We start from the raw sequence: 12,437 nt of genomic DNA, 5'->3' as shown, positions 1-12,437 counted from the left end.
CCCGCGGCACCGGCCGGATCACCCCGCCGCGAGGCTCAGGAACCCTCACGGCGCACCGGTCGGCACCGATGACCGTCGCATGCCCGTCTCCCGGCGCGACTTCCTCGCGCTCTCCGCCTCCGCGCTCGCGCTGTCCGCGGCGCCCGCCGCCGTCCCCGCCGCCGTGGCCGCGGGGCGGGTCCCGTTCGGGCTCACGGTGCCGTGGGGGCCGTGGGACGCCGCCACCTGGGCGCGGCGGACCACCGCGCTGGGGGCGGCCCCGGCGTACGCGCTCTGGTACGCCTCGTTCGTGGAGGCGCCGGACCCCGCGAAGCTCGCGGCGGTGTCCGCCGCCGGCGTCGTGCCGGTGCTCACCTGGGAGCCCTGGGACCCCGCGCGCCGCAGCCAGAAGGCGTTCGCGCTGGCGCGGTTCCTCGCGGGCGACTTCGACGCCACCGTGCGGCGCTGGGGCGACGCGCTCGCCGCGTACGGCGGCCCCGTGCACCTGCGGTTCGCGCACGAGATGAACGCCGGCGGCTACCCGTGGGCCGTGGGCGTCAACGGGAACACCGCCGCGCAGTACGTCGCGGTGTGGCGCCGGGTCCACGACCTGCTGCGCTCGCGCGGCGCGACCCGGGTGGTGCGCGTGTGGTCGCCGAACGTCGCGTTCCCCGGCTCGACGCCACTGGCCGCGGTGTACCCGGGCGCGGAGCACGTCGACGTCGTCGGGGTCGACGGCTACAACTGGGGGACCTCGCGCCGCGGGGCCGTGTGGCAGAGCCCGGCCCAGGTGCTCGGCCCGACCGTGGCGGAGGTGCGGCGGGTCGCGCCCGGCAAGCGGATCCTGGTCACCGAGACCGCGTCGACCGAGCAGGGCGGCGACAAGGCCAGGTGGGTGACGGACCTGTTCGGCTGGGCGGCGGCGCAGGGCGACGTCGCCGGGGTCGTCTGGTTCGACGAGACCAAGGAGACGGACTGGCGGATCGCCAGCTCGGCGGGGTCGTTGGCCGCGTTCCGGTCCGCGGTGGCGGGCTGAGGCGGTGCGTGCGGCGGCCCGCGCCGCGGTGGACCGCACGGGCCCCCGTACGGCCGACCGGGGTCGCGCGAATGGACCCGTTCGCACGAACACGCCCGCGCGTGTCCGTACGAACGGATCCATTCGGGCTCCGGGTCAGCGCCCGGGCTCCGCGGGGCCGACGCGCGCGTAGTGCCGCAGGTCGTCGCCCTCCCGGCTGCGGTGCCAGTCGCCCTCGACCTGCATCCCCACGAGGCGCAGGTGCGCCTCCGCCGCGAGCTGCGCGAGGCACTCGTCGACCGGGGGGACCGGGACGGCCTCCCGGGCCACCGGGCGCCCGGCCCGGTCCGTCAGGCTGAGGCACCACACCACCTCGGCGGCGCTCGCGCGCGGCTGGTGGAGCACCACGATCTGCGCCGCCCGCAACGACTCGGGGTCGAGCGCCGCGAAGCGGGGGAGCGCCCCGGGGCCGTCGTGGCTGGGTGTCATGTCTCACGAGGCTCCGACCACGCCACGCCCGCGGCAACTGCTCGCCGGGTGAAACCCGCGCGGTGCGCGCGCCGACCGGAGTCGCCGCGGGGGACTGGGCGGCACGGCAGCCGCCCCGTAGCCTGCGGAGGTGGCAGCAGCGGCAGGGGGGACGGCAGAGCACGTGGAGTCCGCGGCGCGGGCACGCCGGCGGACGCCGGGCCCGCGCGACGCCCGCGTCCTGCTGGTGCTCGGCGTCGTGTACGCCCTGGCGTGCGTGGCCGGCAGGGAGACCCTCGTCCCCGGCGCCCGGGTGAGCCTGGTCTGGCCGGCGGCCGGCGTCTCGGTGCTCTGGCTGGTCGCGCGGGCCCGGCGCCCGTGGCCGTGGCTGGACTGGGTGCTGCTCGCGAGCATCACGGCGGCGGCGGTGCTGGTGACCGGCGCGTCGCCCGGGACGGCCCTGGTCGGCGGCGTCGCGGCGACGCTGCAGGCCGTGCTCTGCGTCCTGGTCGTCGCCCGGTACGCGCCCCGGCTGTGGGCGGCGCGCGGGTACCGGCAGCTCGACCGCGTCACGGAGCTGTGGTGGCTGGTGTTCGGCGCGGCGGCCGGGGCGCTGGCGTCGGCGCCGCTGGCCCAGCTCGCCGTCGCCCTGACGGGCCAGGGCACGACCTGGGAGACGGCGCTGCTGTGGTCGGCGCGCAACACGGTCAGCATCCTCACGATCGGCCTGCTGGGCTGGACCGTCGGCGGCGCGCTGCACGACCGGCACCTGCCGCGGGCCGCGCGCGGCGGCCCGGGGTGGTGGGCCGACGGGCACCGGCTCGACGTCCTCGGGGCGCTGCTGTTCGCCCCGGCCGCCTACGTCCTGTGGTTCCTGTCGCAGTGGGAGCTCGCGGTGGTGTTCCCGCTCATCGCGTTCACCGTCTGGGCGGGGTCGCGCCTGCCGACCTCCGCGGTCGTGGTGCACACCAGCCTCTGCGGGTCCGTGGTGGTCGTCATGACGCTGGCCGGGAGCGGCCCGATGGCGAACCTGCCCGACCCGGGCCTGCAGGTCGGGGTGGCGCAGCTGTACGTCGGGCTGCTGACCGTGATCGGCATGGCGCTGGCGCTCGCCGGCGAGGAGCGTCGCCGGCTGGTCGGCGCCCTCTCCGTGGCGCGGGACCGGGCGCAGGCGCAGGCGGCCCTGCTCACGTCGGTCCTGGAGACCATGTCCGAGGGCGTGCGGGTGGTCGACGCCGGCGGCCGGGTGGTCGTGCGCAACCCGACCGCGGCGCGGCTGCTCACCGGCCGGGTCGACCTGGACCCCGGCGACAGCCGCACGGACCTGGCCGGCCTGACCCGCCTGGACGGGTCGGCGCTGCGCGACGAGGAGCTGCCGTTCCGCCGCGCGCTCGTCGAGGGACGGGTCCGGGACGTCGACCTGATGGTCCGCACCCCCGGCGTGCCGCAGCCGCGGGTCGTGACGTTCAGCGCCACGCGCATCCCGGACGGCGCCGGCGGCGGCGTCGTGACCGTGCTGCGCGACGTCACGGAGGAGCGGGCCGAGCTGCGGCGCGCGGCCACCGTCCAGGCCAGCCTGCTGCCCGCCCGCGCGCCCGACCTGCCGGGCTTCGAGGTCGCCGCGCGGTTCGTGCCCGCGGGGAGCGTCGGCGGGGACTTCTACGACTGGGAGCGCGTCGGCGGCGGCCTGGTGATCACGCTCGCCGACGTGATGGGCAAGGGCCCCGGGGCGGCGATCCTCGCGGCCACCACCCGCTCGCTGCTGCGCGCGCAACCCGTCCCCGAGGACGTCGCGGCCACCCTGTCCGGCGCGGAGCGGGCCCTGGACGCCGACCTGGTCAACGCCGGCGCCTTCGTCACGATGTTCCGCGGCTTCCTCGACCCGTCCACCGGCGACCTCACCTACGCCGACGCCGGCCACGGCCTGTCGCTCGTGGTGCGGCCGGACGGGTCCCTGCGGCGCCTGCCCGCCACCGGCCTGCCCCTCGGCATCGCCGCGGGACCGGAGCGCGTCGGGGCCCGCACCCGCCTGCTCCCCGGGGACGTGCTCGTCACGTTCAGCGACGGCCTGCTGGACGTGCTCGGCGGGTCGATCGGCGACCTGGAGCGGGTGCGGGAGGTCGTCCGCGGCGCCGCCACGGCGGACGGCGCCGCCGCGGCGGTGCTGGCGCTGGCCGGGGGCGCCGAGGACGCCGGGGACGCGGAGGACGACCTCACGGTCCTCGTCGTGCGGCGGCTGCCCGGGCTGGCGCCGGCCGGGGTGCCGCACCCCCGCGAGAGCGGGGACGGGCCGGCGTAGCGGTCGGCGGGGCGCCGCGGCCGCGGCGCGAGCGCGCGCGCACGGCGGTGCCGACGCGTCCCCGGCCGCGGCACCGGTACGCTGATCCTGCGCCGCCGCGGACTCCACGGTCCGCCGGCGCGGCACGGGGCCGACGAGAGCCCGGTCGGACACGCCGGACGGTGCGCCGTCCGCGGGCCCGAGCACGTCCCTCTCGTGCCCCGCGCGCCTGTAGCTCAGTGGATAGAGCACCGCTCTCCTAAAGCGGGTGTCGGCAGTTCGAGTCTGCCCAGGCGCACGACGGACGTCCGCGCGCGCCGCCAGCGGCCCGCGGTCGTCCGTCGAGGCGCCCCTCCGAGACAGGGGGGGACGCCCCACGGCGCGCCCGCAGCACCGGCGCCCGCCGCCCCCGGCGCGAGCCCCGGGCCCGCGGGCGGCGCACGCGGCGACGCGTCGCGCGCACCCGGCGTCCGCGCCGGACCCGCGCGGCGATGGCACCACGCCCGCGTGCCCTCGCCGCGGCACGCAGGCACGAAGGAGACGAAGTGGCACGAACCGGCCAGCGCCGACCCGCCCGCGGGGGCAGCAGCACCGCCCCCGGCGGCCAGCGCCGCCGCGCCGCCCGCCCGAGCGAGCAGGGGCTCATCCCCGTCCTCGCCGGGGTGGTGCGCGAGATCGAGGGCGCGGTGCAGCGCCCGCCGGTGCGGCCGGCCGTCCGGACCAAGTTCCAGGTCGTGGCGCTGCTGGTGCGCGAGGAGCGCGCGCGGGCGATGGCCGACCCGGAGCTGTCCCAGGCGAAGCGCACCGAGCTGATGAAGCGGCTCGACGGCGTCGCCACGCAGCTGGCCCGGATCGCCGCGCGGGACACCACGCTGCTGGCGCTGCTCGCCGACGAGGCCCGCGTCTCCGACGCCGCGCGCGCCTACCGGGCGACCGTCCTGCGGGCCGCCGGCCGCGACGTGCCGGCCGAGCCCGAGCCCGAGGAGGAGCCGGCGCCTGCCGCCCCCGCGCCGGGTGCCGACAAGCAGGTGGTGCCGCAGTCGGTGATCTCCCGCCGGCTCGCGAACCCGTTCCTCGCCCCCGACTTCGAGGCCGCGGCCGAGCGGGTCGCGGCGAAGCCCCGGCGGCTGGCCGGCTGGGAGCTGCTCGAGCCGCTGTTCCGGTCCTTCGAGCAGTCCGGCGACGGCGTCGCCGCGTGCATGCCGCTCCCCGAGCCGGCGCCCGTCCCGACGCCGCCCGGCCGCGAGCTCATGCCGCACCAGGCGCAGGTCGTCACCGCGGCCGCCCAGGGGCACCGCACGTTCCTCCTCGCGGACGAGCCCGGCCTCGGCAAGACCGCGCAGGCCCTGCTCGCCGCGCGCACCGCCGGGGCGTACCCGCTGCTGGTCGTCGTCCCCAACGTCGTGAAGACGAACTGGGCGCACGAGGTCGGCCTGTGGACCCCCGAGCGCCGCGCCACCGTCGTGCACGGCGACGGCGAGCGGGTCGACGGGTTCGCCGACGTCGTGATCGTGAACTACGAGATCCTCGACCGGCACGTCGGCTGGCTGGGGGAGCACGGCTTCCGCGGGATGGTCGTCGACGAGGCGCACTTCATCAAGAACAAGCGCTCGCAGCGCTCGCAGCACGTGCTGTCGATCGCGGAGAAGATCCGCGAGCGAGCGGCCCGCCCGCTGCTGATGGCGCTGACCGGCACCCCCCTCATCAACGACATCGAGGACTTCCGGGCGATCTGGCAGTACCTCGGCTGGATCGACGACGAGAAGCCGCTCGGCCGGCTGATGACCGCGCTGGACGACATCGGCCTCACCCCGGCGGACCGCGGGTTCTCCGCCGCCGCGCGCCAGTGCGTCATCGACATGGGCATCGTGCGCCGCCGCAAGGCCGACGTCGTCGCCGACATCCCGGCCCGCCGGGTCGCCGACCTGCTGGTCGAGCTCGACGGCGCCGCCGGCCGGTCGATCCGCGAGGCCGAGGCCGCGCTGGTCGAGCGGTTGATGCAGCGGTTCCGCAGCGCGGTCGAGGCGCGGGAGTCCGGCCTGGTCCTCGGGACCGACCAGGACATCGCCCGTCGCGTCGCCGCCGCCGAGCTCAAGGACTCCAGCGGCAAGGCCAAGGGCGAGAACGTGTTCTCGATGGTCCGCCGGATCGGCCAGGCCAAGGCTGCGCCGGCCGCCGACTACGCCGCCCAGCTGGCCCGCAACGTCGGCAAGGTGGTGTTCTTCGCGAAGCACGTCGACGTGATGGACCACGCCGAGCAGTCGTTCGCCGAGCGGGGGATCACGTACGCGTCGATCCGCGGCGACCAGACCACCCGGCAGCGCGACAAGAACGTCAAGGCGTTCGTCGAGGACCCGGAGGTGCAGATCGTCGTCTGCTCGCTGACCGCCGCGGGCGTGGGGCTGAACCTGCAGGTCGCGTCGAACCTCGTGCTCGCCGAGCTGTCCTGGACCGACGCCGAGCAGACCCAGGCGATCGACCGCATCCACCGCATCGGGCAGTCCGAGCCGGTCACCGCGTGGCGGGTCATCGCCGCGCAGACCGTCGACTCCCGGATCGCCGAGCTCATCGACAGCAAGTCCGGCCTCGCGGCGCGGGCGCTGGACGGGGCCGACGTCGAGGACGGGGCGGCCGCGGACGTGCAGCTGGAGGCGCTGGTCGGGCTGCTGACCGACGCGCTCGCCGCGCAGGGCGGTGCCAGCGCGGCCTGATCGCCGCGCGGGATCCGCGAGTCCCCACGGGACCGGGTGATCCTGACCAGGTCTGTTGTTTTCGCCCGGACGCCGGTGCTAGCGTCCCGATCGGCTTGTCACTGCACTTGCAGGCAACACCACCGCCGAGGCCAAAGAGGGCCCCGGTAGAGCAGGTCTGCAACGAAGGTGTACAGCGTGAAGGTGCGGCGCATCCTCAACAACAACGTCGTGGCTGCGGTCGACGCCGCCGGTCGCGACGTGATCGTGGTCGGCAAGGCCATCGGCTTCCAGGGCAAGCCCGGCGACGCGATCGACGAGAAGCGCGTGGAGTCGGTGTTCCGGATCCGCGACGACGCCGCGGGCAACCACCTCGCCTCGATCGTGGGCACGGTGCCGCCGGAGATCCTCCAGGTCACGGCCGACATCGTCACGGTCGCACGCCGGTCGCTGGGCCGTGAGTTCGGGGACGGCATCTTCGCGTCCCTGGCGGACCACCTCGTCTACGCCGTGCAGCGGGTGCGGGAGGGGATCTCCCTCGCGAACCCGCTGGCCGTCGAGGTCCGCACGATCCACCGCGAGGAGTACCTCTTCGCGCGGTCGGCCGTGATGATCCTCAACAAGCACCTCGGGGTGACCTTCACCGACGACGAGGCCGTGAACATCGCGCTGCACTTCGTGAACGCGACGGTCGGCGGCTCGTCCGAGAAGACCGCCCGGCTCATGGAGTTCATGCGCGACGTCCTCGGCGTCGTGCGCGAGGAGCTGGCCATCGCGGACGACGACGAGCGCCACGCCTACCTCCGGTTCGCGACCCACCTGCGCTTCCTCGCGCAGCGGGTCGTCGACGGCGAGGTCGAGGACGGCGGCGACCCCCGGCTGCACGCGTTCCTGGTGGAGCAGCAGCCCCGGGCGTTCGCGGTCGTCGACAAGGTGGCCGCGGTCGTCGAGGAGCGCCACGGACACGTCATGACGCTGCAGGAGCGGACCTACCTCGGTCTGCACCTGTCGAACCTGCTCTGACACCCCCTCCCACCCCGCGACGCCCCTCCGGCGACCCGCGGGGACAGCTCAGGAGAGCACCGTGACATACGAGAAGGACGCTGCCGCGATCGTCGCGGCGGTCGGCGGCGAGGACAACATCACCTCGCTCTACCACTGCGTCACCCGCCTGCGGTTCGGCCTCGTCGACCGCGCGCGCGTCGACGAGGCCGCGGTCCGCGCCGTCGGCGCCGTGCAGGCGATCAACGACAGCGGGCAGCAGTTCCAGGTCATCATCGGCAACGACGTGCCGAAGGTGTTCGCCGCCGTCAAGGAGACCCACCCGGGCCTCGTGGCGAAGGTGAACGACCCGAACGCGGACGACGCCGTCGACGCCGGCGCCCCCGCGGCCTCGGGCGGCTCGATCCGGGACCGGTTCTTCGGCTTCCTGTCGAAGACCTTCCCGCCGCTGCTGCCGGCCATCGCCGGCGCGGGCCTCATCAAGGGCCTCCTGGCGCTCGCCGTGTGGCTCGGCTGGATGTCGACCGAGACGCAGACCTACCAGCTGTTCTACACGCTCGGCGACGCGTTCTTCTACTTCCTGCCCGTGATGATCGCGATCTCCGCGGCGCGCACGTTCAAGACGAACGTGTTCGTCGCCGCGGCGCTGTCCTCCGCGCTGGTCTACCCGAACCTGGTGACCCTGCTGTCCGCGGGCGACCCGGTGGCGTTCCTCGGCGCGCCGGTCACCGCGACCACCTACTCGTACACGGTCATCCCGTCGCTGCTGGCGGTGTGGGCGCTGTCCTGGGTCGAGCGCGGCCTCAAGAAGGTCCTGCCGCAGGCGCTGCACCTCAGCGTCGTCCCGCTGGTCAGCATGGTCGTCGTCGGCCCGGTCACCCTCGTGGCGCTCGGCCCGCTCGGCGCCATCATCGGCGAGCAGATCTCCGGCGGCCTCAACTGGCTGCTGACCCACGGCGGCGTGTTCTCGGGCATCCTGCTCGGCGGCCTGATGTCGCTCATCATCATGACCGGCATGCACGCGGCCCTGGTGCCCTTCATCCTCGGCAACCTCGCCTCGCTCGGCAGCGACCCGTTCCTGCCGCTGACCTACGTCCAGGTGTTCTCCGTCGCCGGCGCGCTGTTCGGCGTCGCGCTGCGCGCCCGGTCCCGCACGGTCCGCGCGACCTCGCTGTCGACCGGCTTCACCGCGCTCATGGGCGTGACCGAGCCCGGCCTGTTCGGCCTGCTGCTCCCGATGCGCCGGGTGTTCCTGGCCTCGATGATCGGCGGCGCCGCGGGTGGCGCGATCTCGCTCGGCTTCGGCGCCCAGGCGTACGCGCTCGTCGGCAACTCCGGCCTCCCGGGCCTGCCCGGCCTCGCGGGGCAGACCTTCGGCTGGGCCGTCGCGGCGCTGGCGGTGGCGTTCGTCGGGTCGTTCGTGGCCGTGCTGGTCATCGGGTTCGACGAGTCTCCGCTGACCCGCGGCGCGGCCGCGGCCGGGTCGACGGGCGTGGCCTCGTCGCCCTCCGACGCGGACCGCGCGGCCGGTGCGGCCGCCGCGCTGGACGGCGGCCCGGTCGTCGCGTCGCCGGTCGCCGGCACCGTCGTCCCGCTGTCCGAGGTCGGCGACGGCGCGTTCGCGAGCGGCGCGATGGGCAAGGGCGTCGGCGTCCTGCCGTCCGACGGCGAGGTCGTCGCTCCGGTGTCCGGCACCGTCGTCACGGTGTTCCCGACGAAGCACGTCGTGGGGCTGAAGTCCGACGAGGGCGTCGAGGTGCTGGTGCACGTCGGCGTCGACACGGTGAACCTCGGCGGGCGCGGCTTCACCGCCCACGTCGCCGACGGCGACCGCGTGTCCGTCGGCGACCGCCTGCTGACCGTCGACCTGCCCGCCGTGGCGGCCACCCACGACACGACCACCGTCGTCGTCGTCACCAACGCGACCGCGTACGCGGGCGTCGAGCCGATCGCCGCGGGCACCGTGGCCGCCGGCGCCGGCCTGCTCGCCGTCGAGACCCTCGAGCACGCACTGGAGACCGCCCGATGACCTTCCCCGACGGATTCCTCTGGGGCACCGCGTTCGCCGCCAACCAGGTCGAGGGCGGCTTCGACGCCGACGGCAAGGGCCTGTCCACCGCCGACGTCGTGCCGTTCCGCTCCCCGGAGGCGCGCAACTACACCGCGCTCGAGGCCCTGATGCGGGCCTCGGACGAGGAGATCGCCGTCGCCCGGACCGTGCAGGACGGGTCCGGCTACCCCAAGCGGTACGGCGTCGACTTCTACCACCGGTACCGCGAGGACATCGAGCTGTTCGCCGAGCTCGGGATCAAGGCACTGCGCCTCTCGATCGCCTGGACCCGGATCTTCCCGCACGGCGACGACGCGGAGCCGAACCAGGCCGGGATCGACTACTACCGGGACCTGCTCACCCGGCTGCGCGACCACGGCATCGAGCCGGTCGTCACGCTGTCGCACTACGAGATGCCGCTGGCGCTCGTGGCCGACGGCCGCGGCGGCTGGTCCGAGCGCGGCGTCATCGAGATGTACACCCGGTACGTCGAGACCGTCGTGCGCGAGCTGCACCCGCTGGTGACCTACTGGCTCACGTTCAACGAGATCAACACGACGCTGCTGGAGCCGTACACCGGCGGCGGCGTGGTCACCCGCGAGGGCGAGCACACCGAGGCCAAGGCCTGGCAGGCGCTGCACCACCAGTTCGTGGCCAGCGCCCGCGCCGTGCGGCTGATCAAGGCGATCGACCCGACGGCGCAGGTCGGCTGCATGCTCGCCCGGATGCTGCACTACCCGGCGACCAGCGCCCCCGACGACGTGCTGGAGGCCCTGGAGGCGAACGACCTCAACCTGCTGCACACCGACGTCCAGGTGCGCGGTGCGTACCCGACGTTCGTGCCGCGGCTGCTGGCTCGCAGGGGCATCACGGTGGCGATGGAGGAGGGCGACGCGGAGGAGCTCGCGGCGGGAACCGTCGACTTCCTGTCGTTCAGCTACTACATGTCGCTGGTGTCGGCGGCCGACCCGTCGCAGTACGGGATCACCGGCGGCAACATCTTCTCCAGCATCCGCAACCCGCACCTGGAGGTCACCGACTGGGGCGTGCACCACGACCCGGTCGGCCTGCGGATCGCGCTGCGCGACATGTGGGACCGCTATCAGGTGCCGCTGTTCGTCGTCGAGAACGGCCTGGGCGCCAAGGACGAGGTCGGGCCGGACGGGCGGGTCGAGGACCCGTACCGGATCCACTACCTGCGCACGCACATCGAGCAGATCGGCGAGGCGATCGAGGACGGCGTCGAGGTGCTCGGGTACACCGCCTGGGGCGGGCTCGACATCATCGCGGCGTCGACGTCGCAGATGTCCAAGCGGTACGGCCTGATCCACGTGGACCAGGACGACGAGGGCCGCGGGACGCTCGCGCGCACGCCGAAGGCGTCGTTCGACTGGTACCAGGAGGTCATCCGGACGAACGGGGCGTCGCTGCGCGGCTGACGCGCGGCCGCTGCTGCCCCTCCCGGACCGCGAGCCCTACGGTTTCCGGCGAGCCCACCTCCTTCGGCGGGTGGCTCGGCCGGAAACCGTAGGGCTCCGTGCGTCGCGGGCCCCGGGCGCTCAGTACGACAGGCTCGGCGCGACCAGCCGGTACGTCACCGCGAACCACGCCACGACGCCCAGCGCGAGCAGCACCAGCACCCCGCCGGCCACCCGCCACCCGCCGGCGCGCCGCCGCACGTCACCCACCACGCGGACCGTCGCCGGCACGAGCCCGAGGATCCCCACGCCCTGCAGCACCTGCAGCACCCGGAGGCCGCCCTCGGGCAGGTCGACCAGCCCCATGATCGTCGTGATCGCGACGGCCCAGCCGGCGACGGCGAGCACGGCGCTCGCCGCGGCGACCCGGGTGAGCCGGGGACCGGCGACGACGCTCCGGTGTCCGGAATGGCGGAAATGTCGGACCTCTAGCGGCAACCGGGTGAAGAAGCGGGATATCGGTCCTGCGATCCCCCGGCCGGTGGCAGCATTCTCGCGAACCAATCTTGAGGAGTGCGCTTGTGCGGTCGATCCCGGAGAAGACGCTGGAGCACTGGGCGTCGATCTATGCGACGTACCGGTACCGGTCGTGGGCGGGGCTGTGGTGGCCGAGCTTCGACGAGGACATCTCCGTGGGAGATCTTGCCACGCGGTGGCCGGGAAAGGTCTTCAACCTCGAGCTGAAGACGACCGAATCGTACGGCGGAGCACACCGCGCCAAGGTCAGGGTGTCGCAGCTGCTGAAGTACCTTTCCAGCCCTGTGCCGACCTACTACGTGTTCCCCACCCCGCGATGGGACGGACCGATCCACGAGGCGGCTGCCGCCGTGTGGTTGGGCGGCACAGATAAGACGGAACTCGGATTCACGAGGTCGGCAGGCCAGTGGTTCGGCGAGTGGACGCGGGTCGTACCCGACTACGCACTCTACGGGGCGCTGGCGTCGACGTACTCGATCGGCACATCCGTTCCGTACCGTGTCCAGGAGAATCTGTTCACGTTCGATGCGGCTGCGGACACGATGACCTTGACCGGGCGCTATGCCGGCACGACGTTGCCGTGGTTGGGTTGGCGGGAGTTCTGGGACTCGATGGACTCCTGCGGTGGACCTAGTTCGCTGCCGTCGATGTTCGCCGTTCCCCAGGGAAATCATGGCCAGCGCGCGCGCCGTTCCGACTTGGTCGAGGACGTGCTGGCGTCCGGCCGCTCTGCCCGTTCCTCGCGTGCCGATCGGGAGATCGCCGACATGCCCCAGGAGCCGCAGACCTCTGTACGGGATGTCGACTTCTACGCTCCTGCGGACAGGACGGCAAGCCCGGAGGTGCGCCAGGAGTACGTCCGCGTTGACGAGTCGCTGCCGGCAGTCGCCCGACAGGAGCGCGCCGATGAGGACGTCGAGGACGCGCCGCGGGTCTCCACGGTGTACATCTCTGCCGAGAGGGTGGCCGACTTCCGGGACCGCGGGGCCTGACGGGTATC

9 protein-coding genes, 1 tRNA gene and 1 pseudogene are annotated in these 12,437 nt (G+C 74.2%); 9 read left to right on the top strand and 2 right to left on the bottom strand.

Annotation, left to right across the window (positions count from 1 at the left end; translation table 11 throughout):
- The first annotated feature begins 79 nt into the window (after positions 1-79).
- Entirely contained in the window at positions 80-1,015 is a 936-nt protein-coding gene (locus FS882_RS08705) for a glycoside hydrolase family 26 protein (protein WP_158372673.1), read from the top strand.
- A gap of 135 nt (positions 1,016-1,150) precedes the next feature.
- Here the strand turns inward: FS882_RS08705 and FS882_RS08700 are convergent, their stop codons facing one another.
- Positions 1,151-1,483, bottom strand: coding sequence for a hypothetical protein (locus tag FS882_RS08700; RefSeq protein WP_158372672.1), 333 nt, complete (start codon positions 1,481-1,483; stop codon positions 1,151-1,153).
- Positions 1,484-1,613: 130 nt separating this feature from the next.
- Here FS882_RS08700 and FS882_RS08695 point away from each other — a divergent pair, with 130 nt between their 5' ends.
- From FS882_RS08695 to FS882_RS08670, 7 genes and pseudogenes are all read left to right on the top strand, one after another.
- The gene (locus tag FS882_RS08695) at positions 1,614-3,761 is read left to right on the top strand and encodes a SpoIIE family protein phosphatase (protein WP_158372671.1); all 2,148 of its coding nucleotides are present in this window, start codon (positions 1,614-1,616) and stop codon (positions 3,759-3,761) included.
- Between the two features lie 204 nt (positions 3,762-3,965).
- Positions 3,966-4,038, top strand: a tRNA-Arg gene (locus tag FS882_RS08690).
- 247 nt (positions 4,039-4,285) lie between these two features.
- Positions 4,286-6,451: a DEAD/DEAH box helicase gene (locus FS882_RS08685; RefSeq protein ID WP_262348164.1), complete on the top strand. Its 2,166-nt coding sequence runs from the start codon at positions 4,286-4,288 to the stop codon at positions 6,449-6,451.
- Between the two features lie 177 nt (positions 6,452-6,628).
- Positions 6,629-7,453, top strand: a complete 825-nt coding sequence (locus FS882_RS08680) for a PRD domain-containing protein (protein ID WP_187365226.1) — start codon at positions 6,629-6,631, stop codon at positions 7,451-7,453.
- Positions 7,454-7,511: 58 nt separating this feature from the next.
- Positions 7,512-8,693: pseudogene (locus FS882_RS21610) on the top strand (PTS transporter subunit EIIC); the annotation flags it as partial.
- A complete protein-coding gene (locus FS882_RS21605; RefSeq protein WP_316043630.1) occupies positions 8,670-9,461 on the top strand; it encodes a glucose PTS transporter subunit IIA in 792 nt (263 codons plus the stop codon). The pseudogene FS882_RS21610 and the gene FS882_RS21605, both read left to right, overlap by 24 nt.
- On the top strand, positions 9,458-10,921 hold the full coding sequence (locus FS882_RS08670) for a glycoside hydrolase family 1 protein (protein ID WP_158372667.1): 1,464 nt from the start codon (positions 9,458-9,460) through the stop codon (positions 10,919-10,921). The genes FS882_RS21605 and FS882_RS08670 overlap by 4 nt, the downstream gene beginning before the upstream one ends.
- A gap of 120 nt (positions 10,922-11,041) precedes the next feature.
- Here the strand turns inward: FS882_RS08670 and FS882_RS08665 are convergent, their stop codons facing one another.
- A complete protein-coding gene (locus FS882_RS08665; protein WP_158372666.1) occupies positions 11,042-11,308 on the bottom strand; it encodes a hypothetical protein in 267 nt (88 codons plus the stop codon).
- A gap of 173 nt (positions 11,309-11,481) precedes the next feature.
- On the opposite strand from FS882_RS08665, the gene FS882_RS08660 reads away from it, so the two are divergent.
- Positions 11,482-12,429, top strand: coding sequence for a hypothetical protein (locus FS882_RS08660; RefSeq protein WP_158372665.1), 948 nt, complete (start codon positions 11,482-11,484; stop codon positions 12,427-12,429).
- Positions 12,430-12,437 lie beyond the last annotated feature (8 nt).

The sequence above is a fragment of the Cellulosimicrobium cellulans genome (genome assembly GCF_007679345.1).
GTDB lineage: Bacteria > Actinomycetota > Actinomycetes > Actinomycetales > Cellulomonadaceae > Cellulomonas > Cellulomonas cellulans_A.
This window is presented reverse-complemented; position numbering and strand designations above follow the sequence as displayed.